At 50.5% G+C, this 26,362-nt stretch carries 18 protein-coding genes and 1 pseudogene; 14 read left to right on the top strand and 5 right to left on the bottom strand.

The annotated features are described in order from the left end of the window. Positions 1 to 40 precede the first annotated feature (40 nt). The 3 genes from ACQ76X_RS04410 (at position 41) to ACQ76X_RS04400 (ending at position 3,247) form a co-directional block, all read left to right on the top strand. The gene (locus ACQ76X_RS04410; RefSeq protein ID WP_438491842.1) at positions 41 to 1,393 is read left to right on the top strand and encodes an ABC transporter substrate-binding protein; all 1,353 of its coding nucleotides are present in this window, start codon (positions 41 to 43) and stop codon (positions 1,391 to 1,393) included. Between the two features lie 83 nt (positions 1,394 to 1,476). Continuing rightward, positions 1,477 to 2,409 carry a carbohydrate ABC transporter permease gene (locus ACQ76X_RS04405; protein WP_052092152.1) on the top strand — a complete coding sequence of 311 codons (933 nt, stop codon included), beginning with the start codon at positions 1,477 to 1,479 and terminating at the stop codon, positions 2,407 to 2,409. Between the two features lies 1 nt (position 2,410). Continuing rightward, positions 2,411 to 3,247 carry a carbohydrate ABC transporter permease gene (locus ACQ76X_RS04400; protein WP_197073602.1) on the top strand — a complete coding sequence of 279 codons (837 nt, stop codon included), beginning with the start codon at positions 2,411 to 2,413 and terminating at the stop codon, positions 3,245 to 3,247. Between the two features lie 101 nt (positions 3,248 to 3,348). On the opposite strand, the gene ACQ76X_RS04395 is transcribed toward ACQ76X_RS04400, so the two are convergent. After that, positions 3,349 to 4,287: a helix-turn-helix domain-containing protein gene (locus tag ACQ76X_RS04395; RefSeq protein ID WP_438491839.1), complete on the bottom strand. Its 939-nt coding sequence runs from the start codon at positions 4,285 to 4,287 to the stop codon at positions 3,349 to 3,351. A 176-nt stretch (positions 4,288 to 4,463) separates the two neighbouring features. Between ACQ76X_RS04395 and ACQ76X_RS04390 the strand changes: the two genes are divergently transcribed. The 3 genes from ACQ76X_RS04390 to ACQ76X_RS04380 all read left to right on the top strand — a co-directional run bounded on the left by ACQ76X_RS04390 (position 4,464) and on the right by ACQ76X_RS04380 (position 9,073). Next, positions 4,464 to 6,575 (top strand): glycoside hydrolase family 52 protein, encoded by a 2,112-nt coding sequence (locus ACQ76X_RS04390; protein ID WP_438491837.1) that lies wholly within the window; start codon positions 4,464 to 4,466, stop codon positions 6,573 to 6,575. Positions 6,576 to 6,800: 225 nt separating this feature from the next. Beyond that, a complete protein-coding gene (locus ACQ76X_RS04385) occupies positions 6,801 to 7,169 on the top strand; it encodes a BlaI/MecI/CopY family transcriptional regulator (protein ID WP_438491835.1) in 369 nt (122 codons plus the stop codon). After that, complete coding sequence (locus ACQ76X_RS04380) at positions 7,166 to 9,073, top strand: M56 family metallopeptidase (protein ID WP_438491833.1); 1,908 nt, start codon at positions 7,166 to 7,168, stop codon at positions 9,071 to 9,073. The genes ACQ76X_RS04385 and ACQ76X_RS04380 overlap by 4 nt, the downstream gene beginning before the upstream one ends. 81 nt (positions 9,074 to 9,154) lie before the next feature. On the opposite strand, the gene ACQ76X_RS04375 is transcribed toward ACQ76X_RS04380, so the two are convergent. Then, a complete protein-coding gene (locus ACQ76X_RS04375; RefSeq protein WP_438491831.1) occupies positions 9,155 to 10,261 on the bottom strand; it encodes a glycoside hydrolase family 88 protein in 1,107 nt (368 codons plus the stop codon). A 245-nt stretch (positions 10,262 to 10,506) separates the two neighbouring features. Between ACQ76X_RS04375 and ACQ76X_RS04370 the strand changes: the two genes are divergently transcribed. Next, positions 10,507 to 11,958, top strand: coding sequence for a glycosyl hydrolase family 28 protein (locus ACQ76X_RS04370; RefSeq protein ID WP_438491829.1), 1,452 nt, complete (start codon positions 10,507 to 10,509; stop codon positions 11,956 to 11,958). Here ACQ76X_RS04370 and ACQ76X_RS04365 read toward each other — a convergent pair. Then, on the bottom strand, positions 11,955 to 12,857 hold the full coding sequence (locus ACQ76X_RS04365; protein WP_438491827.1) for a helix-turn-helix domain-containing protein: 903 nt from the start codon (positions 12,855 to 12,857) through the stop codon (positions 11,955 to 11,957). The two genes, ACQ76X_RS04370 and ACQ76X_RS04365, sit on opposite strands and share 4 nt — an antisense overlap. A gap of 91 nt (positions 12,858 to 12,948) precedes the next feature. Here ACQ76X_RS04365 and ACQ76X_RS04360 point away from each other — a divergent pair, with 91 nt between their 5' ends. The 3 genes and pseudogenes from ACQ76X_RS04360 (at position 12,949) to ACQ76X_RS04350 (ending at position 16,007) form a co-directional block, all read left to right on the top strand. Next, positions 12,949 to 14,538 (top strand): glycoside hydrolase family 43 protein, encoded by a 1,590-nt coding sequence (locus tag ACQ76X_RS04360; protein ID WP_438491825.1) that lies wholly within the window; start codon positions 12,949 to 12,951, stop codon positions 14,536 to 14,538. A gap of 34 nt (positions 14,539 to 14,572) precedes the next feature. Then, positions 14,573 to 14,725: pseudogene (locus tag ACQ76X_RS04355) on the top strand (DUF5060 domain-containing protein); the annotation flags it as partial. Between the two features lie 1,147 nt (positions 14,726 to 15,872). Next, positions 15,873 to 16,007, top strand: a complete 135-nt coding sequence (locus tag ACQ76X_RS04350; protein ID WP_438491823.1) for a DUF5605 domain-containing protein — start codon at positions 15,873 to 15,875, stop codon at positions 16,005 to 16,007. A 192-nt stretch (positions 16,008 to 16,199) separates the two neighbouring features. Here the strand turns inward: ACQ76X_RS04350 and ACQ76X_RS04345 are convergent, their stop codons facing one another. After that, the gene (locus tag ACQ76X_RS04345; protein ID WP_438491821.1) at positions 16,200 to 16,394 is read right to left on the bottom strand and encodes a hypothetical protein; all 195 of its coding nucleotides are present in this window, start codon (positions 16,392 to 16,394) and stop codon (positions 16,200 to 16,202) included. Between the two features lie 458 nt (positions 16,395 to 16,852). Here ACQ76X_RS04345 and ACQ76X_RS04340 point away from each other — a divergent pair, with 458 nt between their 5' ends. Beyond that, positions 16,853 to 21,607, top strand: a complete 4,755-nt coding sequence (locus ACQ76X_RS04340) for a LamG-like jellyroll fold domain-containing protein (RefSeq protein WP_438492101.1) — start codon at positions 16,853 to 16,855, stop codon at positions 21,605 to 21,607. A gap of 102 nt (positions 21,608 to 21,709) precedes the next feature. Here the strand turns inward: ACQ76X_RS04340 and ACQ76X_RS04335 are convergent, their stop codons facing one another. Continuing rightward, positions 21,710 to 22,024 carry a winged helix-turn-helix transcriptional regulator gene (locus tag ACQ76X_RS04335; RefSeq protein WP_038593196.1) on the bottom strand — a complete coding sequence of 105 codons (315 nt, stop codon included), beginning with the start codon at positions 22,022 to 22,024 and terminating at the stop codon, positions 21,710 to 21,712. 200 nt (positions 22,025 to 22,224) lie between these two features. Here ACQ76X_RS04335 and zwf point away from each other — a divergent pair, with 200 nt between their 5' ends. The 3 genes from zwf (at position 22,225) to ACQ76X_RS04320 (ending at position 26,234) form a co-directional block, all read left to right on the top strand. Beyond that, on the top strand, positions 22,225 to 23,763 hold the full coding sequence (zwf, locus tag ACQ76X_RS04330; RefSeq protein WP_438491819.1) for a glucose-6-phosphate dehydrogenase: 1,539 nt from the start codon (positions 22,225 to 22,227) through the stop codon (positions 23,761 to 23,763). A 71-nt stretch (positions 23,764 to 23,834) separates the two neighbouring features. After that, entirely contained in the window at positions 23,835 to 24,728 is an 894-nt protein-coding gene (gene gnd / locus ACQ76X_RS04325) for a phosphogluconate dehydrogenase (NAD(+)-dependent, decarboxylating) (protein ID WP_438491817.1), read from the top strand. Between the two features lie 216 nt (positions 24,729 to 24,944). Next, on the top strand, positions 24,945 to 26,234 hold the full coding sequence (locus ACQ76X_RS04320; protein WP_438491815.1) for an L-cysteine desulfidase family protein: 1,290 nt from the start codon (positions 24,945 to 24,947) through the stop codon (positions 26,232 to 26,234). The last annotated feature ends 128 nt before the right edge of the window (positions 26,235 to 26,362 follow it).

Genomic DNA, 26,362 nt, shown 5'->3' with positions numbered 1-26,362 from the left:
CGTAGTGATGCTAACAAAATTTTAGGGGGTTGTTCTACAGATGATTACAAAAACAATGACAAAGCTGTCAGTGACGCTGCTTGCTGCTACGGCTATCCTGTCGGCTTGCGGCAGCAACAATAATAACGGAAATGCCAATACCGGTGATAAGACAGCGGCATCCAATGCTCCGAGTGCGGCAGCGGCGGATACGAAGAAAGAGGTTAGTTTCACCATCGGTTACGCCGCCGGTGATCCTGCAACGAAACAGGCGATTGCCAATTCGGTCAAAGCCTTTATGGCAGCTAATCCGAATGTGAAGATTAAAGATCTCAGCGAAACGACCTCCGCCGCTTATCTCGATTGGCTGAAAACCAAAGATGCGGTAGGTGAATTCCCGGATTTGGTGGAAATGCGTGATACCGAGGTATTTGCCGATGCCGGTAAAATTGTTGAGCTGCCAACCGACCTGCTGGATTTATTCGATAATCCTCCGCAGGTAGAAGGCAAGGTCTGGAATGCTCCGCTGTCCGTCAACGTGCCACAAGGCATTATTTACAGCAAAAAAGCTTATACCGATGCCGGAATTACTGAACTCCCCAAAACCTATGATGAGTTCCTGGCGATCCAGGAGAAGCTGAAATCTGGCGGAATCACCCCGCTGGTGGTTGGCGGTAAGGATATTTTCCACATGGGCTTCTGGGTGAATAAATTCCTGATTGACGATGTGTATTCAAAGGACCCGGATTGGAACTCCAAACGTACGGCCAAAACAGTCAGCTTTACGGATGCCAATGTGGTTCAGGCCATGACGGATTTTAAAGACCTGTTCAAGAATTACGTCGACAAGGGCTGGCTAAGCACCGGTGACAACCAGACGGCATCTATTCTGGTCTCCGGCAAAGCCGCTCAGCTCTACTCCGGCACATGGATGTTCTCGCAAATTAAAGAGGCCGATCCAAACTTCGATTTCGGGTTCTATGCGATTCCTGACCGTGAAGGCAAAGTGAACGTAATTGGCCTTCCGTCACCTGCCGGCTGGTCTCTGTCCGCTGAAGCCGCCAAAGACGCCGACAAAACACAAGCCATTAAAGAATTTATCAGATACTTCTTTGCACCTGAACAATATTCACCGTATCTGGCCAGCGTTAATGCCATTCCATCCACAAAAGAGAAGGTAACCTACGAGACGGGCGAGCAAATGAAGATAGCCCTGGATTTGATTGCTGATCCTAACGTTACCAAATCCCTGGCAATCAACAACTGGTGGGGGGATAACCAGATTCCGCCGCAGTTCCGCAACTGGTACTATAAATTGCTGCAGGATTTGGTTGTGAATGATGAAGATGTAGCTAGTTATATGAAACAAGCCGATACCGAATACGATGCGCAAGTGAAGGCTAATCAACAGTAAAGAAAGAGCGTCCGGAAGAGGAGTGCCTCCGTTCAAGGTGAACCACTCCTCTTCACCGGCGATCTCCGGGAGGGAGAGTAACTATGGCTACAGCAATAGAGAGAGCAGACAAGCCGCTGGCGGCAGCCGTTCCGAAGAAAAAGAAGAAGTGGCAGTCCTACGCGTTCATGTTTATTTTGCCATCATTTTTGATTTATACGTTGTTCGTTATTGTTCCTACTGTAGGAAGTATATATTTAAGCTTCACCTCATGGGATGGCATCAGCGAAGATGTGAGGTACATCGGGTTCGCTAACTTTGTGGAAATCTGGCATAGCCCCCGCGTTCACAACGCGCTGAAGAATACTTTGCTTATGACGGTCAGCCTGGTAGTGCTGGAGAATATCGCCGCTATTGCCTTGGCCATTCTTGTAGATAAAGTACGCTGGTTCCGCAATCTGTTCAGAAGTATTTTTTATTTCCCTACTCTGCTCAGCGGGATTGTAATGGGGTTTGTCTGGGCCATGATTTTGAACTATAACTTTGGTGTGTTTAATCAGATTCTGGATAGTGTCGGGCTGGGAAGCTGGATGGTAGACTGGCTCGGGAATCCGAAGTATGCGATGATTTCGATCATTTTGTCCACGGTGTGGAAAGGCGCGGGGTATTACATGATCATCTATCTGGCGGGGCTGCAGGGCATTCCTGCTGAGCTGAATGAAGCGGCGAGCATTGACGGTGCGAACGGCTGGCAGCAATTCCGCCACATTACCTTCCCGCTATTAGCCGGATCGATGACCGTATGTATGGTGCTCTCCATGATCAGTGCGCTGAAGATTTTTGATCAGATTGCAGTAATGACCGATGGGGGCCCCGGCTTTGATACCGAGACATTGACCTATATTATTTATAAAGTCGGCTTTGGCGAACTAAGGCAGGGCTTTGGTACGGCGCTGGCAATGGTGCTCTTCCTGATCATTATGATTATTACGGTCATCCAGGTTAAATTCCTCCGGAAACGTGAGGTGCAGATGTAATATGACGATTCATACGAAAAAAAGACTCTGGGAGATTTCCCTGTTTATTGTAACGCTGCTGCTGGCGATCATTTTCTTTTTCCCGATCTTCTTTAACCTGATGTCCGCCTTTAAAAGCAACGCCGAAATTATGAGGGACGCCATCGCGTTCCCTAAGGGATTATATCTGGACAGCTTTAAATACCTGCTCACAGAAACCGAATTTCCCCGGGCGATCCTGAACAGTCTGATTCTAACACTGGTTTCGATCGTTGCTCAGGTCTTGATCATTCCTATGGCGGGTTACGCCATCGAACGCAGAAATGTCCGCTGGACCAAGTTTATGTTCCTGTATTTCCTGGCCGGGATGATGATTCCGTTTCAGGCTTACATGATCCCTTTGTTCAAAGAGCTGAGAATGTTCGGGTTGTACGGAAGTCTTGCCGGTCCGATTCTGGTCTATGTTGCCGGGGCTGTCGGCTTTGGCTGCCTGCTCTACACCAGCTTTGTCAAAGGCATTCCGCAGGAAATTGAGGAAGCGGCAGAGATTGACGGCTGCTCCCGTTACGGAATCTTCTGGAAAATTGTCTTCCCGCTTATGGGACCGGTTACGGCAAGCATGGTTGTGCTTAACGGTCTGGGGATCTGGAATGACTTCCTGCTGCCGATGCTCGTGCTTCCTTCAGGCGAAGCCAAGACGATGGTCGTGGAAATCTACCGCTATATCGGTGAATTTTCCTCCCGCTGGGATATGATTTTTGCCGGAACAGCGATGTCCGTTGTGCCTGTGCTGATTGTTTTTGTATCGCTGCAAAAGTATTTTGTTAAAGGCATCGCCGCAGGCGCTACCAAAGGTTAAGCATAATCTGTTATTGAGGCTGCCCCTAGATCACAGGGGCGGCCTTGCTGCATTTCCCTATACACTGCCGGGCTTAACCTTTCACTTTCAACCCCTGATGTTTAGCTTAATTTATCGTTTGACAGCTCAGGATCAGCTGTAAGCCTGCGGTAGCCCATTGGAGGCAGGCCAGTCCAGCGCTTAAATTGTTTGCTGAAATGGGAGACGTCGCGGTAACCGAGCCGATGGGCAATCGCTTCGACGGACAGGCTGTTGTCAAGCAGCAGCAGCTTGGCATGGCGGATAATCAGATCGGAGAGATATTGTCTCGGAGACATCCCGTAGATCTGACGGAAGGCCCGGTTGCAGTGATTCGGGCTATAACCCAGCTGCGCTGCAATGCCTTCAATACCTTCACCACGGCTGCCTGTAGCTTCTGCCGTGAAGACGGATTCCTGCAGCAGGCCTTCGATGGCATTCGCCAGGGCAACGGTATTCTCCGTGACTCCCGGAAGTGCGCTTCCAGAAACAACAGGCATTTCGGCCAAGACCCAGCCGCTGAGTGCGGTGAATAGCTGCAATGAGGCGTTCAGTATCATCAACCGGTTCAACTGCGAATCGCTGGCTTCGGAGAGAATCACCCTGCTGATGATAATGTCCAGCGCAGAGCGGATAGACCGCAGCTCCGGGCTGCTCCCGCTGAGACTTACCGTATCCATCGTCATTAGGGAACGCCGCAGAATCAGATCATCAATATCAAAATGCAGGCAGAAATAAGTCATTTCATTGCCGGAATCCGCGCCGAGGCTGGAATGCTGCACGCCGGGGCGGATGAATAGAATATCTCCGCTTTCCTGAACGTAAGCGCGGCCGCCGACCGTCATTTGCTGCCTGCCTTGCAGAACTACATTGATTTCAAACATTGGGTGGGTATGTACTGGATACTGCCACTGCGTATTTACTTTGCGCCAGTGGGCGGCAAAAATATGAAAAGCTGCCTGGATGTCTGGTGACATCCGGCCGTCGAGGGAATGCTGAATGCCGGGATCATTTGACTTCATTGCCATCCTCATTTTCGAATAGAATATGGGTTTATTATAGCATAGCTTGCTCCAGGCGATTGATTTGCCCAAATAATAGGCGGCTTTGGCCCTGTCGCACCCAGGGCGGCATAGATAACATAGAGATAGAGCCCGGCCGCCGCCGGGAATCAGCCTGGAGGGAGTGTTTTTACGATATGCCGCAGAATCAGTTTTTCAACGCCCATCATTCACCGATCGGCTCTTTTGCCAGCTTTACATTAGGATTTAAGGGTGCGGGAGGCGGCTTTGATCTGGAAGCCGGGAAGCCGCCCAGACAGAATATATTTATCGGACTGCAGCGGAAGGATGGCAGCGGCTTTGATACGCTGCCGTTTCACGAGCATGACGGGGAGGATGAGAGCAAGCGCTACGATATCGAGAATCCTGATCCTAAACCGTCTAAGCCGCGGATCCTCTTTCCGTTTGCGGACGGGGAAATTGTCCGGGATTTCAAGCTGACTACAGACAGCTGGCAGGCCGGTGATTTGACCTTTCGCATTTATTCGCCGGTGCGGTCCGTGCCGGACCCGGAGACGGCTTCGGAAGAAGAGTTGAAGGGGATTTTGCTGCCGGCACTGCTGGTGGAATTTGAAGTAGATAACACTGCCGGTGAAGTTGAGCGGCGTGCATTTTTCGGCTTCCAGGGCAACGATCCCTATAGTGCGATGAGAAGACTGGATGATTGCTCCGCAGAGCTTGCCGGTGTCGGTCAGGGAAGATTTGTGGCGATTGCCGCAGAGCAGGGAACGGCAAGGTCGGCCATGCATTTCAAATTGGAGGATATTCTGCTGTCGGAGCTGGAGGAGAATTGGACCTTTGGCCTTGGCCGGGTAGGAGCGCTTGTTATGGATGTTCCGCCTGGTGTCCGGAAGACCTACCGTTTCGCTGTCAGCTTCCACCGGTCAGGTTACGTTACCTCCGGTATGGATGCTTCTTATTACTACAACCGCTATTTCAGCAATGTGGAGTCCGTGGCGGAATATGCGTTGTCGCATTTTGATGAATTGAAGCAGCAGGCGCTGCAGGCGAACAGCCTGCTGGAAAACACCGGCCTTAGTAGGGATCAGACCTTTATGCTGGCCCATGCTATCCGCAGCTATTACGGCTCGACGCAGCTGCTGGACTACAAGGGCAAGCCGTTCTGGATCGTAAATGAAGGCGAATACCGGATGATGAACACCTTCGACCTTACCGTCGATCAGCTGTTCTATGAACTGAAGATGAATCCATGGACGGTGCGCAACGAGCTGGATATGTTCGTAGACAGATTCAGCTACGTCGATACGGTCCGCTTCCCTGGCGACCAAACGGAGTACCCTGGAGGTCTCAGCTTTACCCATGATATGGGGGTGGCAAATGCTGTATCACGTCCCGGTTATTCCGCCTATGAGATGTACGGCATTGACGGCTGCTTCTCGCATATGACTCATGAACAGCTGGTCAACTGGGTTCTTACGTCGGCCGTTTACCTGGAGCATACAGGCGATCTTTCCTGGATGGAGCGGAATCTGACCGTGCTGGAGAGCTGCCTGCAAAGTATGCTGAACCGCGATCATCCGGACCCGGAGCAGAGAAACGGAGTTATGGGCCTCGACAGCTCGCGCACAATGGGTGGTGCCGAAATTACCACCTATGACAGCCTGGATGTTTCGCTTGGCCAGGCCCGCAACAACATCTATCTTGCCGGGAAGTGCTGGGCGGCTTATCTGGCCATGGAGAAGATTTTCCGGGAGAATGGAAACACGGAACTGTCAGAAACAGCCGGAGCTCAAGCAGAACGCTGCGCGGCAACTATTGTTGCCAGCGTGACAGAAGATGGTTATATCCCGGCAGTGATTGGGGAAGGGAATGATTCGAAGATCATCCCGGCGATTGAAGGTCTGGTCTTCCCGTATTTCACAGGCTGCAAGGAAGCACTGGAACGCGGAGGCCGGTTCGGCGCTTATATCGCGGCATTGGAGCGGCATCTGGAGGCGGTTCTTGTGCAGGGTGTCTGCCTGTTCGAGAACGGCGGCTGGAAAATCTCCTCTACCAGCAACAACAGCTGGCTGAGCAAAGTGTATCTCTGCCAATTTATCGCCAGACAAATTCTTGGGCTGGAATGGAATGAAGCCGGCCGGGAAGCGGACCGGGCGCATGTGGAATGGCTCACGCATCCGCAGCTTTCCATTTGGAGCTGGAGCGACCAGATCATCTCCGGGGAAATTACCGGCAGCAAATATTATCCTCGCGGGGTAACAGCTATCCTGTGGCTGGATGAACACTAAGCGGAGTGCTCCAGCACAAGCACAAGGCGAGTATTTGATATAGGGAATACCAGAATAAGCGGTCCTCCGGTTAGATCATGACCGGGTGACCGCTTTTTAGTCATTTTGAAATACGGAAATCCTGTAAGAGAAATAAAATTTCCAAAAACTACTACAGTAGTCTTGAAATGTGCAGACTATCGTAGTAGTATGAACTTACAAACTATTGCAATAGTCTGAAAGGAGATGATCCATATTCAAATTAAACTTTTTGACTCTGAGCTCAAGGTGATGGATGTCTTATGGAAGGAAGGGACTATAACCGCCAAGCAGCTTGCTGAAGTCCTGAGTGAGCAAGTGGGCTGGAACAAGAATACCACCTACACTGTGATCAAGAAATGTATCGACAAGGGTGCCATAGAACGGCTTGAACCTAATTTTCTCTGCCGGGCTATTCTCCCTAAAGAACAGGTACAGGAACAAGAAACAGCTGAGTTGATAAACAAGGTCTTTGACGGCTCCACCGAGATGTTGTTTGCTTCCCTTTTGAACACGAAGAAACTATCCGCTAAGGAGATCGCAAGACTCAAGCAGCTCGTGGAGCAATTGAAATGAGCTGGCTGATGGATGTTTTTCAAATGAGCCTGACCGCGGCTGTACTCATTATTGCGATCGTGGTTGTTCGTGCGCTAACCTTGCATAAGCTCCCGAAGAAAACGTTTCTCGTACTTTGGGGCGTGGTGCTCTGCCGTTTGCTTATTCCGTTCTCGATCCCGTCTCCCTTCAGCTTCTACACAGGTTTAGAGAAGCTGGAGCGGGTATTTAGGACAACATCCTCAACTCCGCCTCCTGCGGAAGCAGCAAGAATCTTACATACCGTGAATTTTTCAGGGACAGCGGAGTCAATTGGAAATGTCGCGTCATCGGGATCGGCATCAGCATCCATTTCACCTCTTGTCATCATTGGGCTGCTAGGGATGTGTGCCTTTGCCCTGTTTTTTATCGTGACCTATATTAAATGCCGCAGGGAGTTTCAAACCTCTCTGCCGGTCGGGAATGATTTTACCGCCCGTTGGCTGCAGGCACATCCCCTGCGCCGGCAGGTACAAATCAGGCAATCGGATCAAATCAAAGCGCCGTTGACGTATGGCATTCTCCACCCTGTAATACTCATGCCTAAAGATATGGATTGGACTGATGAAACGAGGCTGCGGTATATTTTTACCCATGAATTTGTGCATATCCGGCGGTTTGATGCATTGACCAAGCTGGTGTTGACATTTGGCCTGTGCCTGCACTGGTTCAATCCAATGGTGTGGGTGATGTATATCCTGGTCAATCGTGATATTGAACTCTCCTGTGATGAAACCGTCGTGCGGACATTTGGGGAACCCGTAAAAGCGGCTTATGCTATGACGCTGATTGGGATGGAGGAGAAGAAAAGCAAGGTGACTCCGTTATTCAATAGCTTCAGTAAAAATTCAATTGAAGAGAGGATCATTGCGATTATGAAAATGAAAAAAACGACAGCTTTTGGATCTGCAGCTGCATTGCTGCTGATTGCGGGTACAGTCACTGCTTTTGCAACCAGTGCTGCTAAGCCGGTTTCTGGCAGTGCTTTGGGTGATAATTCGCTGGCGGTTTATGAACCCTACGGTCTGGTCTATGATGCAAAAAGCCACGAGTTAATGTATCAAAATGAAGAAGTCCGTGATTTCTTTGATGAACAGGCGGGAGTCGGCCAGTCCATGATGGATGGAACTGTAGATGTATATGCAGTCTATAAGAATGGCAAACTGGCCGGAATCGAAAAGCGGAGCCCGGAAGAGTTCAGCAAGACAACAGCCGAGAAGAAAGCTTTGCAAAAGGAGTTCGCTGAGAAAAGAAAGGAACTCGGTATTGCGGACAATGAAGACTTCGCCTATTCGGATGATTCCGAGGGCCAGCCTGACACAGCGGGTCAGTCGTCTGGTACTGCTTATTCCTATAGCGATGAAACTGGAGCAGTTCAAATCAGTATCAATGACGGGAAAACGTGGACGAGTGAAGAAGCATATGAACAAGCAAATCCGACGCCAGAGGTTGTATGGTGGACCTATGAAGAATATAAAGCATGGCTTGCGGAAGAAAAGAAATCGCTGCAAACGATCATCGGCGGAAAAGGCTGGAATCCGACCGACGGCTGGTATGAATGGACCCCCAAGAAGGTTAATGAGGCCATCGCCATGTATGAAGGAATATTGGAGGATATTAAGAAGGGTGTGAAGGTCTCAAAATCGGTGGATGGAAAAGATGACGTGATATTGTCGTATAACCCTGGAGAAATAGAGGTATCTTCAGCCCACGGAATGACAATTTCCGATGACAACGGAAATACATCAGACATCGGGCCCTATGACACCAAAGAAGAATTGCTGGCTGCAATAAAGCTTTATTGCGAAAGACAGGTGAAAGCTGGAAAGTTAACTCCAATAGAAGCTGAAAAACTGATCAATGAAGCGAATACTCAGCATAAATAAACTGTACGTATCAATACAAAACGCCTTGTCCTCTTAGGGAGAGCAAGGCGTTTTCTATGGTCACATGCTTCATTCTCAAGCTTAGAAAATGCGATGTTTCCATCCATTCAATTTCGAGACAGCTTCCACATAGTAGTAGTCCCCGTAAATCAGTGACACGTCGATGAAGGAGGTTCCGCTGCCCGTACCGTGCAGCAGAATGGCTTCATGCTCCGGCTGGTTCCAGGTGGCGTAGTTCTCTGTCAGCGAGCGCAAGATCCGTTCTGCAGCATTAGCGTAAAGGCTCTTCTCACCGGGCGGAACAACTTCAGCGAGTTCCAGCAATCCGGAGGCAGCGATGGATGCAGCCGAGCTGTCTCTGAACATCCGCTTGTCATCCTCCAGACGGAAATCCCAATACGGCACCTGATCCTCAGGCAATGCCGCGATGAAATAATGGGCAATCCGCTTGGCCGTATCCAGAAAACGCTCATCCCCGCTGTGGCGGTAAGTGTTGATGAAGCCATAAAGTCCCCAGGCTGCCCCGCGGCTCCAGCAGGATTCGGCGGAATAACCCTGTCCGCCAAAGTTCTCGATGTATTCTCCGGTCTCTGCGTCGAAGGAGAGAATATGTTTGGTCGATCCGTCTTCATTGACGCCATATTTCATCGCCGTTTCGGCATGGCTCACAGCAATATGCTTGTACCGCGGATCGCCGCTGACCTTGCTCGCCCAGAACAGCAGAGAGATATTCAGCATGCAGTCGATAATTACCCAGCCGTATTTATCCTCATTCCACGCACGGATGAATTTGCCCACCGGATTGTAGCGTGCAGCGAGGAAATTGGCGGCCTCAAGTCCTCTGCGCAGCCCATCCTCATCTCCGGTCAAAGTATTCTTGATTACGGCTGTCGGCAGAAATTGAAAACCTACATCATGATGCAATTCAACGGTCGGTTTAACAAACCATTCCTCGAGTGTGCCGTCCCAATGCCAGGCGGCCTCCTTGTACAGGTCCTTTCCGGTCATATCATGCATAATCCACAGGAGGCCCGGCCAAAAGCCCGTCGTCCACCAGTCTGAGCCGATATCGTCAAATTTGCCGTCTGCTCCGGCGAAATGCGGGCATTTGCCGCCGATTTGCTCCACCATGCGCGTTACCTTTGTATCGAGTCTGTCCATGATTTCCTGCCAATACGTTTTACTCATCGCGAATCCTCCAATGTTTAGATGTGCCCCCAGTATATCGCTATCCGTATTGTCAAAGTTGCGATTTGATATTCAAAAATATCGAAATATTGTCATGATAATAACTGAATAAAGATCATTCGCGAATTCCACAACTACTGCTAACGCGACAAAATATAAACATTTCCTTATAACGTTGCCAAACTCTTGTGCGGCCCCTGAACTTTATAATATGAATAGGAAAATTACAGGGGGGACTCAGGTCAATGAACCAAGTGCAAATTTATAACGCTCCTAATTACATACCGCTCAGGGAGGATTTCAGGGTTAAGGTTCGTCCGGTTGGAGGGGAATGGCAGCCGCTTTTGATTTACGAGGTCAAAGTGGACATGCATCAGGTCCGCCCGGCATCGCTCGCTTTTTTTGATCTGCAGGGTGTGGCTGAAGTGGAAATTACATGTCTCTATACAGAAATTACTCATGTGAATATTGCTCCGGCAGCAAGAAATATCAAATTTGAGCAGGATGGCCGCAAACTCTCATTCCTGTTGAACGGCCCGCAAAAGCTTTCGGTGGAAATAAACGGCGACCGTTTCCGTAATCTGCATCTGTTCGCGAATGAGCAGGAGGAAAATGTGCCTCAGCCTGGGTATGCCAGCGTGCACCTGATTCAGCCGGGCATTCACCGGACTCCCGATCTGTTAAGCCTGCTCGAAACGACCAGAGAGGCCGGAGGCGGAACCCCGCAAACACTCTATTTTGCACCAGGCACCCATTACATCGAAGAAACGGCATTTCCGGTGCCCTCGGGAACGACCGTATATCTTGCCGGAGGGTCAGTCCTAGTAGGTTCACTGGTGTGTGAAGGAGTAGAGGATGTAACCATCCACGGGCGGGGTGTCATTTATTTGGCGGATTTCCACCGGTTTTCGGCTTTTCGCGGTGTACGAATTGTCTTCTCGCAACGGGTGAATGTGGAAGGAATTACCGTCATTGACCCGCCGCATTACAGTGTATTTATCGGGCAGTCTGCTAAGATTTCGATCAACAACCTGAAGTCATTCAGCACACGGGGCTGGAGCGACGGAATCGACATCATGGCGAGCAGCGATATTGACATCCGTGATGTCTTCATGCGGAATTCCGACGACTGCATCGCCATTTACGGCTCCAGATGGGATTTCTATGGAGACAGTCGTAACATTAGCGTACGGGACTCCATTCTATGGGCCGATGTGGCTCATCCGCTGATGATTGGCACCCATGGAGATCACCAGCGGAGCGGGGATTTGATCGAGAACATTGTGTTCGAGAATATCGATATTCTGGAGCATCATGAACCTCAGGAGAATTATTGGGGAGCACTGGCGATTAATGCCGGGGACCGCAATATGGTGCGGAATATCCTGTATAGCGATATCAGGGTGGAACGGATAGAGCAGGGTCAGCTGCTGGATCTGCGTGTGGTGATGAACAAGGATTATAATCCGGAACCGGGCTCGGGCATCGAAAATATTACGTTCCGCAATGTCCGTTATGACGGAGCTGACATCCAACCTTCCCGTATTTATGGATACGATGGAAAACGGGGCGTAGACGGTGTATCTTTTATCAATTTGCAGATCAATGGCGAAGTGATAGGAGAGGCGCGCACAGACCTAATGCTGATCAATGAATATGCGCGCAATATTGTTTTTGTAAGTGAAGATTCCCGTTAATTACTCTTCCGGTATTTTAGGGGAGTGGTGCAGAGGACTCTTTTGAACAGCTGGTTGAAATAGGAGGCATTCGGGAAACCCACCTTGATACCGATCTGCTCCACAGGCATGTCCGTTGTGCTGAGCAAGCGGCAGGCTTGCTTGATCCGCCGGGCGGTCAGATAGTCGACCAGGCGGCTTCCCGTTTCCTGGTGGAAGATCCGCGAGACATAAGACTTCGATAAATGGGTCTCCGCTGCGAGCTGCTCGAGGTTCACCTCTTCCTGGTAATGCTCCTCGATCCAGTTCATGATCTGCTCGGAATAGCGGAGATTCCGCCGTTCCTTCGGTTGGATCAACATGTTGCCGCCGGTTCCCAGGCAGCTCAGTAATTGCGTAAGCAGCATTGTAATATCCTCGGAATCTTCCACTGGGGAATGGGTCCGGCACTGATCATACTGGGTATAAATCCATTGTATGGCCTCATTCTGACTGCCGAGATCAAACCCGCAATAGGTGTTCTTGCCCTGCCATAAGGCAGAGAAGAGCGCCTTGCGCTTGGGGAAGTCCTTCAGCAGATTCTCAGCGGTATGCGGATCCACATAGAAAATGCTGCGCACAAATGGGCATTCCGCAGAGACCTCCGAATAAATCCGGTGCAGCTGATAAGGCTGGAAAAAAAACAGCATGCCGGAGCGGATATCATACATTTGCTGATTGACGACAACATTGCCCTGACCGCTGTGGATATACATGATCTCGCAGCACTGGTGCCAGTGGTAGTAGCCCTTGTAATAGTCATCGGTGTATAGCTGATAGTCCCAGATCAGCGACTTGTGGTCCGTGAAAATAACAGGTTCGAACAGCTGCTTCATAGTTCCTCCATCATGACAAAATACAAACATTTTATAATAACTCATTATAACTTTCAACTCCTGCAAGCGCTACAATATTAACTGTAAATCCAAAATTTAAATAGACAATCCAATCATCCCTGGAGGTTTAGAATTTATGGTGCAACCGATTGTGAATCCGGTATTGACCGGTTTTCATCCCGATCCGTCTTTTTTACGGGTTGGGGATGATTATTATATTGCTACATCTACTTTTGAATGGTTCCCGGGTGTCGAGATCCACCATTCACGCGACCTGATTCACTGGCACTCGCTTACCCGTGTACTGACGGAGTCTTCGCAGGTTGATCTGCGCGGCAACGTAAGTTCCGGCTCCATTTGGGCACCGGCGCTTTCATTTGATAACGGGTTGTATTATTTACTGTTTACGGATGTGAAATCCCGCAAGAGTGTGTATAAGGATCTGCATAACTACCTCATTACAGCGCCCGATATTAGGGGGCCATGGAGTGAGCCGGTCCGGCTGAACGGCAGCGGATTTGATCCCTTTCTGTTCCATGATACAGACGGCCGGAAATGGCTGCTCAATATGCACTGGGATTTCCGCAAGAGCCACAGCAATTTCTCCGGTATTATTATGCAGGAATATGATCTCTCAACCGGCAAGCTGACCGGTCCGGTGCACGAAATCTATAAAGGGACGCCGACCGGAGTTACGGAAGGTCCGCAATTGTACAAACGCAATGGCTATTACTATCTGCTTGTTGCTGAAGGCGGCACAGGTGTGAACCATATGGTCACCATGGCGAGAAGCCGCAGCTTGACCGGTCCTTATGAAACGGATCCCGATTATCCGATAATGACGACCGCCCATGACTTGACCTATCCCTTCCAGCAGGCCGGTCATGGGTCACTGGTGGAAACACAGAATGGCGAATGGTATATGGCCCATTTGTGCACACGCCCGATTCCCGGGACAGGGACGATGAATCCGCTCGGCAGAGAGACGGCGATCCAGCACTGTGTATGGACCGAAGATGGTTGGCTGCGGCTGGCGCATGGCGGGAAGCTGCCTGCTCTTGTGACAGAGGCGCCGGATCTGCCGCCGTATCCCTTTGAAGCGTTGCCGGAACGCGATGAGTTCGACAGCGAAGAGCTGGGGTATCCCTATCAGGGACTTCGTATTCCTTTTGATCCTTCATGGGTCAGCTTGACGGAGCGTCCGGGTTTTCTGCGTCTGACTGGCAGAGAATCGCTGGCTTCCCTGCATAATCAGAGTCTGATCGCCCGCCCGATCCAGCATTTTGCCTGCAGGGTGTCCACTTGTATGGAGTTTAGTCCTGTTAGCATGATGGAAATGGCGGGACTGGTACTTTATTACGATGACAGTGACTATTATTATTTGCGGGTAACTGCCGATGAGATCCGTGGCGTAAGCCTTGGCGTTGTGCTGTGCAGAGCCGGTAAATACGATGAAATCTCCTCCATGCAAATCTCGGTGAAGGATTGGGAGCGCTACTATCTCAAGGCAGAGATCAACGGGCGGGATATCGTTTTTTACGCTTCCCCGGATGGAGAGGTCTGGACAGCGATGTGTACACCGCTTGATTTCGGCACACTGTCCGATGAATACGGCGGCAAACTTGGGTTCACCGGCTCTTATGCAGGAGTCTGCGCCCAGGACCTGGACCAGCAGAGTAAAAAGGCGTATTTTGACTTTTTTGAATATAAAGCACTGGAAGGATAATGGCGTAGGCAATAAGAGGAAATGGGGCTTGTGAATGAAACAGGAAGCTGAACGCTGGGGTTTGTTTGAATTGGAACTGAACGGGCCTTGCAGCGGCAATCCATTTGTGAATGTTGACCTGACCGCCGAGTTTAAATACAACAACCGCGTGCTCCGGCCAGATGGTTTCTATGATGGTGAAGGGCGCTATAAAATCCGTTTCATGCCTGACACCGTGGGGACTTGGACATATAGAACCCGCAGCAACATTGCGGAGCTGGATGGTATCAGTGGAGAATTTGTCTGCGTGGAAGCTGGAGAAGGTAACCATGGGCCGGTATGTGTGAGCAATCAATACCATTTTGCCTATGCGGATGGCTCGCCACATTTCTCCTTCGGCACTACTTGCTATGCCTGGACTCATCAGAGGGAAGAATTGCAGGAACAGACCCTGGCAACGCTGAAGTCCGGGCCGTTCAATAAAATCCGCATGTGCATTTTCCCCAAGCATTATGACTATAATCGGGTTGATCCAGCAGACTATGCTTTTCAGGGCTCTGTATCCGGGGGCTGGGACTTCCGCAGATTTAATCACGTCTTTTTTGCCAATCTGGAGCGGCGTATTCTGGATTTGCAGCAGCTGGGGATTGAGGCGGATATTATTCTTTTCCATCCGTATGACCGCTGGGGTTTCTCCACAATGGACCGTGAAAGTGATGACTTCTATTTGCGTTATGTCGTTGCCCGGCTGGCGGCTTTCCGGAATATCTGGTGGTCGATGGCCAATGAGCATAATCTGATGCGGGCGAAAAAAACGGAAGACTGGGATCATTATTTTCAGCTGGTGCAGGAGCTTGATCCATACCAGCATTTGCGTTCCAATCATAACTGGCAGGGCTTCTATGATCACGGCAAACCGTGGGTGACTCATTGCAGTATTCAGCATCCCGATCTTCTGCGGGTCAAGGAATGGCGCAATCTCTACCGCAAGCCGGTAGTTGTTGATGAATGCTGTTATGAGGGCAATATCAACCATGACTGGGGGAATATCACAGCCCAGGAGCTAGTGCGGCGTTTTTGGGAGGCGGCGGTGCGGGGCGGATATGCCGGACATGGCGAAACCTATGTGCATCCCGGCGATATTTTATGGTGGTCTCATGGGGGAGAACTTCACGGGGACAGTGCGGAGCGGATCTCCTTCCTCCGCAGTATCATGGAGGAGGGACCTGGTGAGGGGATCGACCCGCTCCCCATGCCCATGCTGGATGGAGGCGCAGGGAAGGCGGGCGAATATTATCTCTATTACTACGGCAATCAGCGGCCGGCCTTTAAGAAGCTAATTTTGCCACCCGATCATGATTACCGGATTGGAAATTATCGATACATGGAATATGACCATCACTGCTGTGCAGGAGCTAGTACGAGGAGACTACCGCATCGAGCTGCCTAATAAGCAGTATATGGCCTTGCGGATTACCGCAGTGAATTAACTCAAGGACTTCCATTGCTTGCGGTAAGCAAGCGGACTGCAATCTTCGCGTTTTTTGGATTTTGTACATGGATAGTTCCCAAAGAAGCCTGCATGCGCATTTGTGCTTGCAGGCTTCTTTGATATATTGATGACATGAATGTTTCCGTTATCATTTATGCCGACTCGATCTATAATTGTCATCGGTCTTTGCTTATTTCTTCGATGAATCCTTTAACTGCCGGATCTCTTCCTGCCGCTGTTCGTACCGCTTGAGAATATTCGGTATTGCCTCCTCACGTGCCTTTTGAAGTCGCTCCTCTGCCAGAAGATTCAGCTGTTCTTTCTGCTCCGGGCTTACCTTGTACACATTCGCCGTGATGACCCCGGTTGTTTCAAACTTTGACACGAACTTCCACCTCCACATTTTGGCTTTCGTTAGTGTTCTTATTGTATCATAGGCACTCCCACGTCAACGACTCCTGTAGCAGTGATATACATACATTTGCTAGCCTGAAGCGGATCACAGCGTTTCATTTCATATTTTTTATTTTGCTGAAGTTTATAATCAACATAAATATAAAACGATTTATTTTAATATAAAATTCTAATTGACTAATTGCCGATTGTACCGTTAAAATAAAACCGTTCAAGCCGACTTATGATATTTTAGTTTTTGTTTATCTAAAATAAACCAAACCTTACGGCAGAACATTTTTTTAATGACTACATGAAAGCGTTTTATTTGCAGGTGATAAAAGGGGAGGTGCCGCATACCAGAAAGAAGTCCGCTAATTTCTTGATATTGTAATCGCAAGGCCAGGCATGACTATTTTTTAGAATCGGAGGATCTCACATTTGAACAAGATGACTGGTAAGCTAACGTCTTCGTTTCTTGCGCTGCTGCTGCTTGTACCTTCGCCGATCATGGCGGCTTCCGGGACTGTGAAAGATAACAGCAAGGCGGGGCAGCTTACAACCAAAATCTCAGTGCCTGACTATACAGGCCACTGGGCACAGGATGATTTTCAGACATGGGTAGATAATGGTCTGCTCACGGGTTATGGGAACGGTGTTTATAAACCGGAGCAGAATATCACCCGCGCAGAGTGGGTTTCACTTGTAGGCAGAGTATTTAATCTGCAGACTCTGAGCGAGAGCAGGTTTAGTGATGTTGTGGAAGGAAGCGTTTATTATAGTGATGTTATGAAAGCGCTATCGGCCGGTTTTGTGTCGGGTTACAGCGACGGGACCTTCCGTCCCGCCCAAACGGTCAGCCGCCAGGAAGCGGCCGTGATGCTGTACCGGTTGTTCCAGCTTGATGCTTCAACCGCCGCTGCCGCGCCGAAGGATGCCGCGGAGCTGCCGGAGTGGAGCAGGGAAGCTGTACTTACTTTGCTGGGAGACGGTTTCCTCAGCGGGTACGAGGATGGCAGCATTAAGGGGAAACGAGCGGTAACGAGAGCTGAGGCACTGCGGTTAATCAGTAAACTGTCCGGGCAAATCATCCTCAAGAGCGGAACCTACAGCGATTTGACTACCCGGAACGTTGTTGTCAGCACTGCCGGAGTGGAGCTCAAGAACGCCAGCATTGCGGGCAACTTGTATCTCACCGAAGGGATTGCTGAAGGGGACATTACCCTCGACAACGTAAAGGTCGCAGGCAAAATAGTTGTCACTGGCGGTGGTGAAAACAGCGTTGTCATGAGCAATTCGACGGCTTCCAGGCTGGTGGTGAACAAAAAGAACGGAAAGCTGCGCGTCATAGCCAAAGGCAGCAGCGCTGTAACGGACGTCATTGTTCAGTCTGGCGTCAAGCTTGAGGAGGATGCAGCGGCAACCGGGACGGGCTTCAGTAAAATTACAGTGGAACAGACATTGTCCAAAAATTCGGTGGTATCGCTTAGCGGCAGCTTCGACTCAGTAGTCGTGAATGCACTGGGTGAGCCGACATTGGTATTAAACAGAGGCAGCATCACTGACATGACGCTTAACCGTAAGACGGGACTGCGCGTGGAAGCGGGCACAGAGATTAAAAATCTGAAGGTTGGCGTGAAGGAGCAGATTACTGTCCACGGCAGCGGCAAAGTGATTTTTGACCCGGTCTACAGCTCCCTGATCAAGCTGGAAACACCAGCGGCAACGGCTACTGCTACAGCGACTGCGGGCAGCGGGGGAGGGACCCCGATATCACCGACAGCGACACCAAGTCCGATGCCAAGTGCGACACCAAGTGCGACACCATCGCCGTCACCAACGGCTACACCGGTGGTTTCGCCGGAAGCGACCGCGCCGGTGTTCAGCAATGTATCCGTGCATGATCCCTCAGTTGTGAAGGATGGCGATACGTATTATGTCTTCGGTTCGCATATTGAGGCGGCTGAGTCGCAAGATTTGATGAATTGGAGCACTTTCACCAACGGCTATAAAACGCCAGATAATGTACTCTACGGTGATCTTTCCGCGAATCTGGCGGAATCCTTCGCCTGGGCCGGGGAGAACGATTCCGACAGCAAAGGCGGTTTCTCCGTTTGGGCACCGGATGTTTTCTGGAATGAGGACTATGTTAACGAGGATGGAACCAAGGGCACTTATATGATGTATTATTCCACTTCCTCCACCTATATTCGTTCAGCCATTGGCTACGCCGTTTCGCAAAATATTAAAGGACCTTACACCTACGGGGGAACCGTGCTGTATTCCGGCTTCACGGCAGGCGAAGCTTATGATGCGAACAGTGATGTCAACAAAAAATGGACGAATACCAACATTCAGACGCTGATTGATGATGGAATACTAGAGGCAATGAATCCGGCCTGGTTTAATACCGACGGTACGTATAACAATAAAATGTACACAAACGCAATTGACCCTACGCTGTTCTATGATAAGGACGGCAAGCTGTGGATGACCTACGGATCATGGTCGGGCGGGATTTTCGTGCTGGAGGTTGATCCTGCAACCGGTGAGCCCAAGTATCCGGGAGAAGACGGGACGACAGCGGACGGCAGAATCATCGACCGCTATTTTGGAACCAAAATCTCGGGAGGCAATTATAAATCCGGTGAAGGCCCGTATGTAATGTACGACAAAAATACGGACTACTACTATCTGTATGTAACCTATGGCGGTCTTGCGGCAGATGGCGGCTACAGTATGCGGCAGTTCCGTTCGAGCAGCCCAAGCGGTCCTTACAAGGATGCAGCAGGGCAGGATGCGGTGCTCACCACGGATGGTGACCACTCGGCATACGGCAACAAGCTGCTGGGCAACTTCCTGTTCACGAACGTGAACGGCGATCCGGACTTCCCGGTCTATGGCTATGTCTCATCCGGCCATAATTCGGTATATTACGATGAAGACAGCGGGAAGACGTTCAACTTCTTCCATACCCGGTTCCCTTACCGGGGCGAAGCTCATGAGCTTCGCGTACATCAGATGTTCATGAATGAGGACGGCTGGCCAGTGGTCGCGGCGCACCGTTACTCCGGCGAAACTATCGGCAAAGTAGCGGCGGAAGACATCGCCGGTACCTACCAGTTCATCAACCATTGCAAGGATATCAGCGCCAAAATCAAATCAAGCGCCGATATTGAACTCCTGGCAGACGGAACCATTGCAGGATCGGTGAACGGGACCTGGAAACTGAAAGACGATTATTATGCCGATCTGCTCATCAACGAGACACAGAACGGCACTGCCGTTGAACGGCTGTACAAAGGTGTCTTCGTCAAGCTGTGGGATTCCACGCGCCAAGATCATGTCATGACCTTCACTGCCATGTCGGATCAAGGTGTTGCCGTCTGGGGCAGTGCGCTGGAAACACTGAGCGATGAGCAACTGGTGGCCAATGCTTCAAGCGGCCTGACACTTGGCAACACAAGTAAAGTGTACAAGGATCTAACCCTGCCGAGCGAAGGTGTACGCGGTATTGCGATAACTTGGTCTTCGTCCAATGAAGCCGTTGTTGGAAATGACGGGAAGGTAACACGGCCGGAGGTTGGCAGTGGTGACACGTCTGTGGAACTGACGGCTACGATTCTGCTTGGCAAGGCGAGCGCTACCAAAACCTTCACAGTAGGTGTTGTAGCACTTAGCGGCAGTCAACTGGAGGACGGTTTAGTTGGCGCCTATGACTTTGAGGGCAATCTCGAGGAAAGCGGCGGACGGCTTGAAGCGGGGGTGGAAACGGGGAACCGGGTGAACAACACCGGCGGTACGATCACTTATGTAAGCGGTGAAGACGGACAGGCAGCACAATTGGATGGCAGCTCCGGCATCCGTTTGCCAAACGGCCTGATTTCCGGAAGCTCCTATTCCGTGGGCATGTGGCTGAATCCGGATGAACTGACAGCCTTTACGACTGTGTTCTTCGGAGCGAAGTCCGATACGAACTGGATCAGTCTGCTTCCATACGGCAACGGTGTCGCAACCACCCGACTTTGGTTTGGCAGCGAGGCCTGGATGGATGCGGATACGGGCCTGCAGATTAAGGCAGGTGAATGGTCACATGTGGCCTTTACCTACGATGCCGGCACAGTCAAAATGTATGTGAATGGTGTGCTGAAATCGACGAAAAGCGGATTTACCAACGTATTTACAGATGATTCCGGCGTGTTTGCCCTCGGCGTCAACTATTGGGATATCCCGTACAAGGGCCTGGTTGACAAGTTCCGGGTCTATGAAAAAGCATTGTCACCGGAAGCCGTGGGCTGGCTGGTGAATGGTGAGCCGGAAACGGATACGAAGGTGACCTCGATATCCTTCGGTAGAGCAGTCCAACAAGTAGCTGCAGGCAACAGTTATACCCCGGTGGTCAGCATACTGCCTGCCAATGCCGGCAACCAGCAGCTGGAGTGGAGCTCAAGCACTCCCGAGGTTGCGGTTGTCGATGCTGTGACAGGTGTAGTAACGGCTCTGAAGGTCGGGGATGCAAGTATTACTGCAAAGGCGACAGATGGTAGCACGGTTACGTCCAGCTATCAAGTGAAGGTTACAGATGGGCAAATAGCTTATTATGCGTTTGACGGCAATTTGCAGGATTCGCTGCAGCTGTCTGCGGCGGGCAAGGTAACCGGTGACAAAGTGGACAGTGCAACGGTCGGCAGCATTACCTATGGGACAGGTGTTGCCGGACAGGCGGCTGTCTTCGATGGTACATCCGGTATCCGGCTGCCTGACGGGCTTTTGAACAGCAGTACCTATTCTGTCTCCATGTGGTTAAATCCCGCGCAGCTGACGGATTTCACGACCACCTTTTTCGGTGCAAGCACCATGGACAGCTGGATCAGCCTGGTCCTGCAAAATGCCGGCGGCCAGACGCTGCTTTGGTCAGGAACGGCCTGGTATGATGCTTTAACCGGTCTGCTAATCCCGCTGAATGAGTGGACACATGTCGCTTTTACAGTACGTGAAGGTGAAGTCAAAGTGTACTTCAACGGATCGGAGAAATTCTCCGGCACGGGCTTCCCGGATGTGTTTACAAATAAGAATGCCGTATTCACTTTGGGCATCAATTACTGGAATCCACCGTTCAAAGGGTTAATCGACGAACTGAAGGTCTATAGCAATACGCTTTCGGCGGAAGACGTGCTGGCAGAGTACAATCTGAACAGTAATTAACAATTAACAGACATTTGCAAACAATAGTAACCCGAAAAGAGGGAGAACCGGAAGCCGTTAAGGCTTGGGTACTCCCTCTTTTTTTACGGTAAGGGGTTGGAGTTATAACCATTTCATCGCCCATACCTCCACATGGCAGAGTGCTGCTCCAAGCTCCTGCCCTTTTTCCGTTAACGAATATTCCGTTTTTACGGGGCGGTCCGGGATGACCACACGATTTAGCAACCCGCACTCTTCAAGCTCCTTCAAGCGTTCATTCAGCATTCGTTTGCTTAAATCCGGGATGATGGCATGCAGCTCGCTGAAGCGCTTGGGTCCTTCCATTAAAACGTGGATGATAAGATTAACCCATTTCTTCCCGATGATATGATAGGCATGTTCCACCTTGGCGAGCAACGGTTTGAAATCCTGCTTCATAGCCTTTCCCACCCCTCAAAGTTATTATTAATATCCTCCTTACTATAGCATAGTAAAAAGTTCGTGAAAATAAGTACTTTTCGTAAATGTCAGAATGAGGTTGACGAATACTTTTTGCAGTCGTATGATGGGTGTTATAAAAGTTTGCGAGTAATAATAAGTAACCTCATAAACATTTGACAACAACGGGAGGAATGAAAGTGGAATCATCAACCTTTGTACTTTTTGGCGCCACAGGAGATTTGGCAAAACGTAAAATATACCCTGCATTATATAACTTGTTCGCAGATGGCAAGCTTTCCGGTCCTCTCTCGGTCATTGGTCTCGGCAGAAGAGAGCTCAGTAACGAAACTTTCCAGGCGCAAGTGCTGGATTCGCTGCGCACCTTTTCCCGGCGGAAGGTAGAAGAATCGGCGGAGCTGCAGGATTTCCTGCTGGCTTTTGAATATAGCGTGCTGGACGTTGGACGTCCGGAGGATTATAAGAAATTGCTGGCGCATGTGCAGCGCCGTGAGGAACTGCTGAACATTCCGGAGAACCGGATGTTTTATTTGTCTGTAGGTCCTGAATTTTTCGGGCCGATTGCCGGCAACATTAACACAAGCGGACTAGGTGACATCAAAGGCTGGAAACGCCTGATCATCGAGAAACCGTTCGGCAGAGATTTGAAATCGGCGCGGGAGCTGAATGACAGCCTGAATGCAGCTTTTACCGAAGAGGAAATCTTCCGGATCGACCACTTCCTGGGTAAACCGATGGTCCAGAATCTTGAAGTACTGAAATATTCGAACCCGGTGCTGAGAGCGTTGTGGCAGAACCGCTACATCGCCAATGTTCAGATTACAGCCGCTGAGACGGTTGGGGTAGAGGAGCGGGCAGGTTATTATGACAAAGTCGGCGCTCTGCGCGATATGTTCCAGAACCATATGCTGCAGCTGCTGATGATGATGGCGATGCAGCTTCCCAAGGGCAGTACGCCGGAAGATGTCCGCAGCAAGAAGCGGCATGTGATCCGTTCGGTGCGACCTTTGCTGAAAGAAGACGTGGCCCGGCATGTGGTCCGTGGACAATATGCGGCTGGTGAAATCCGGGGCAGCAAGGTAGACGGCTATACTTCCGAGCCGGGAATTGAAGCTTCTTCGCAGAATGAGACTTATATCGCGGCCCGCCTTTGGATTGATGATCCATTATGGAGTGAGGTGCCGTTTTATATCCGTACCGGTAAACGGATGAAAGAGAAATCAACAAGAATCGTTATAGAGTTCAAAGAACCGTTTAATGATTTGCATAACAAAAACAGAGGGAAGCTGGATCTTGATCCTAACCTGCTGGTGATCGAAATCGGTCCCGGCGAGGGCATCTCACTGCAGCTGAACACCAAAAATCCGCGCCAGCACGGGCAGCTGGAGCCGGTCAGCATTAAGCATGAATCCGGTAATCCGGATCTGCCGGAAGCTTATGAGAACCTGATTTACGATGCTTTGCTTGGAGATGCTACTTTCTTTGCCCATTGGGAGGAAGTCGAGCTGTCCTGGCAGTGGGTGCAGCCAATTATTGAAGCCACTGAGGAAGGCACTCTGCCGCTTCATTCGTATGCTGCGGGTTCCTACGGACCGGATGCGGCCGATGAGCTGCTTGGAGAGGACCACTGGTGGTTGGATGATGAGCTCCCTGCGGAGCAGCATGAGCCGAATGGTGTTCATGAGATCGATCCTGTGGCCATCCGGCCGGGTGCTTGATTCTGCCCTTTGTAACTACTTGCGCACTTGTTTTTATAAGATCCAATTAATAATTTTCGGAGGGATATCTAATGAAAGTAGGATTAGTCGGTTTAGGGAAAATGGGCTTCAATCTGGGCCAGAACCTGCTGGAGCACGATCATGAAGTTGTAGCGTTTGATGTGAATGCCGCTGCGGTGGAGGAGATGGGTTCTAAAGGTGCAGCTATGGCGAAAAGTCTCTCCGAGCTTGTTAATAAGCTGGAAACCCCGCGGGTTGCCTGGATTATGGTTCCACATCAGTTTGTCGATTCTGTCATTGCTGAGCTTACACCGCTGCTGTCCAAAGGCGATATCATTATCGAGGCCGGAAATTCACACTACAAGGAATCGATCCGCCGCCATGAGGCGTTGAGCAAGGAGGGAATCTACTTCCTGGATGCAGGAACCTCCGGAGGGATGGAAGGCGCCCGCAATGGCGCTTGCTATATGATTGGCGGAGACAAGGAAGCCTGGGTAGTGGTCGAACCGCTGTTCCGTGATACCTCTGTGGAGAACGGGTATTTGTACGCCGGAAAGTCCGGCAGCGGCCACTTCCTGAAGATGGTGCACAACGGGATTGAATACGGCATGATGGCTGCGATCGGCGAAGGTTTTGAGGTGCTGGAGAAAAGCGGTTATGACTTCAACTTTGAAGAAGTAGCCCGCGTGTGGAACAACGGTTCCGTCATCCGCTCATGGCTGATGGAGCTGATAGAACGCGCCTTCTCCAAAGACGCCAAGCTGGACGAGATCAAAGGGATTATGCACTCCTCGGGTGAGGGCAAATGGACGCTGGAAACGGCATTTGACCTGCAGGCTGCGACACCGGTCATCGCCATGGCGCTGCTGATGCGCTACCGGTCGCTTGAAACCGATACGTTCACCGGCAAGGTGGTCGCCGCATTGCGCAACGAATTCGGCGGCCATGCAGTGGAGAGCAAATAAGGAGTTCTGGAAACACATAGGATAACAATAGGCAGCAAGACTTAATACCATCGTGGTATTGGGGCTTGCTGCTTTTTTGCAATGCCAAACAGGTTAAACCCGCCAGAGAAATGGCATGAACGGACAATTTCCAGAGAAGAAGGGTCGATCTCTCGGCATTATTCCTGTACTATATAAGAAATGCTCCGACAACAAGAGGAAATGGTGATATCGAACATGGTTAATTTATTGGATGTTTTGAAAAAGGAAGTAGTTCCGGCGGAGGGATGTACGGAGCCGATCGCCGTCGCTTATGCAGTCTCCTTAGCAGCGGAGCTGGTTCAGGAAGAAATCACGTCGATTCAGCTGTTTCTTAGCGGAAATATTATTAAAAATGCTATGGGTGTAGGCATTCCGGGTACCGGACAAAGCGGTCTGCCTATCGCAGCTGCCTTGGGGGCGGTGATTTACCGGTCCCATAAGAAGCTCGAGATATTGTCAGGGCTGTCCCAGGCAGAGCTGAAAAAAGCCAACGAGATCATTGACCGGAAGCTGCTTGAAGTGGAGCTGAAAAACACGCCCGAGAAACTGTATATTGAGGCGCGGGTACACAGTGAGAGCCACACAGCTACAGCGATTATTGCCAAAGAGCATACGCATGTGATCTTTCTGGCCAAGGACGGGATCGCACTTGATCTGCCAAAAGACAAGGCGGATTGCGAGGGATCCGAGGAATTAGACCCTGAGGTTTATGCGGTTTCCCTGGACGGAATTTTTGAGTTCGTCCGGACTGTCGATTTCTCCAGCCTTCAGTTTCTTTTGGAAGGCGCGGTAATGAACAAGGCCATCTCCGATGAGGGATTGCGGGGCGATTACGGGCTGCAGGTGGGTAAAAAAATGTTGCAGCAATCGGCGGTCAATCTGTTTGGCAATGATGTGGCCAACAAGGTTATCGCTGCTACAGCTGCAGCCTCCGATGCACGGATGGACGGCAGTGCAATGCCGGTGATGACGACGGCAGGCAGCGGGAATCAGGGCATAGCGTGTACGCTGCCGGTGATTGAGCTCGCCCAGCTCATGAACAAAGACGAGGAGACGCTGGCGCGGGCACTGGCCCTCAGCAACCTGATCACCGTCCATGTCAAACATTATATCGGGCGTCTGTCCCCGCTATGCGGATCGGGCATCGCAGGCGGAGTAGGGGCCAACAGCGGGATTATCTATCTGATGGGCGGGAGCCTGGAGCAGATTAAGCACGGGATACAGAATACGATAGCCTCTTTGTCGGGGATGATCTGCGACGGTGCGAAATCCACCTGCGCGCTGAAAATCTCCACGGCTACCAATGCAGCAATTCAGGCCGCTACGCTGGCCATGAACAATATTTCGCCCACCGATAGGGATGGGGTGATTTTTGAAGAGGTGGAAGATACGATCCGCAACATGGAGAGGCTGGTCCAGGAAGGCCTTGCCGCAACGGATACGACAATTCTTAACATCATGCTGTCTAAGGGAGAGGTAATGTAATCAGGCAGATTGGGTAGTGATGCGAGGCTGCTGTCTGACGTTATGGATGCTGCGAATGGCGTGGCTGATGTGACAGATGTGAAAGTCGCGACTGACGAGAATTGATGCGACAGATACGATTGACGCGA

The organism is Paenibacillus sp. IHBB 3054 (assembly GCF_051594305.1).
GTDB lineage: Bacteria > Bacillota > Bacilli > Paenibacillales > Paenibacillaceae > Paenibacillus_AQ.
Note: the sequence above shows the minus strand (reverse complement) of the source record. Positions and strands in the feature narration are given on the sequence as shown.

What these genes read in the sequence shown, in the direction of transcription:
- ACQ76X_RS04400 (WP_197073602.1), top strand. Translation starts at nt 2,411, where the DNA reads ATGACGATTCATACGAAAAAAAGACTCTGGGAGATTTCCCTGTTTATT.
- ACQ76X_RS04335 (WP_038593196.1), bottom strand. Translation starts at nt 22,024, where the DNA reads ATGAAGCAGGATTTCAAACCGTTGCTCGCCAAGGTGGAACATGCCTAT.
- ACQ76X_RS04320 (WP_438491815.1), top strand. Translation starts at nt 24,945, where the DNA reads ATGGTTAATTTATTGGATGTTTTGAAAAAGGAAGTAGTTCCGGCGGAG.
- ACQ76X_RS04380 (WP_438491833.1), top strand. Translation starts at nt 7,166, where the DNA reads ATGAGCTGGCTGATGGATGTTTTTCAAATGAGCCTGACCGCGGCTGTA.
- ACQ76X_RS04385 (WP_438491835.1), top strand. Translation starts at nt 6,801, where the DNA reads ATGATCCATATTCAAATTAAACTTTTTGACTCTGAGCTCAAGGTGATG.
- ACQ76X_RS04360 (WP_438491825.1), top strand. Translation starts at nt 12,949, where the DNA reads ATGGTGCAACCGATTGTGAATCCGGTATTGACCGGTTTTCATCCCGAT.
- ACQ76X_RS04365 (WP_438491827.1), bottom strand. Translation starts at nt 12,857, where the DNA reads ATGAGTTATTATAAAATGTTTGTATTTTGTCATGATGGAGGAACTATG.
- ACQ76X_RS04405 (WP_052092152.1), top strand. Translation starts at nt 1,477, where the DNA reads ATGGCTACAGCAATAGAGAGAGCAGACAAGCCGCTGGCGGCAGCCGTT.
- ACQ76X_RS04340 (WP_438492101.1), top strand. Translation starts at nt 16,853, where the DNA reads ATGACTGGTAAGCTAACGTCTTCGTTTCTTGCGCTGCTGCTGCTTGTA.
- ACQ76X_RS04395 (WP_438491839.1), bottom strand. Translation starts at nt 4,287, where the DNA reads ATGAAGTCAAATGATCCCGGCATTCAGCATTCCCTCGACGGCCGGATG.
- ACQ76X_RS04350 (WP_438491823.1), top strand. Translation starts at nt 15,873, where the DNA reads ATGATTACCGGATTGGAAATTATCGATACATGGAATATGACCATCACT.
- ACQ76X_RS04375 (WP_438491831.1), bottom strand. Translation starts at nt 10,261, where the DNA reads ATGAGTAAAACGTATTGGCAGGAAATCATGGACAGACTCGATACAAAG.
- ACQ76X_RS04410 (WP_438491842.1), top strand. Translation starts at nt 41, where the DNA reads ATGATTACAAAAACAATGACAAAGCTGTCAGTGACGCTGCTTGCTGCT.
- ACQ76X_RS04370 (WP_438491829.1), top strand. Translation starts at nt 10,507, where the DNA reads ATGAACCAAGTGCAAATTTATAACGCTCCTAATTACATACCGCTCAGG.
- gnd (WP_438491817.1), top strand. Translation starts at nt 23,835, where the DNA reads ATGAAAGTAGGATTAGTCGGTTTAGGGAAAATGGGCTTCAATCTGGGC.
- ACQ76X_RS04390 (WP_438491837.1), top strand. Translation starts at nt 4,464, where the DNA reads ATGCCGCAGAATCAGTTTTTCAACGCCCATCATTCACCGATCGGCTCT.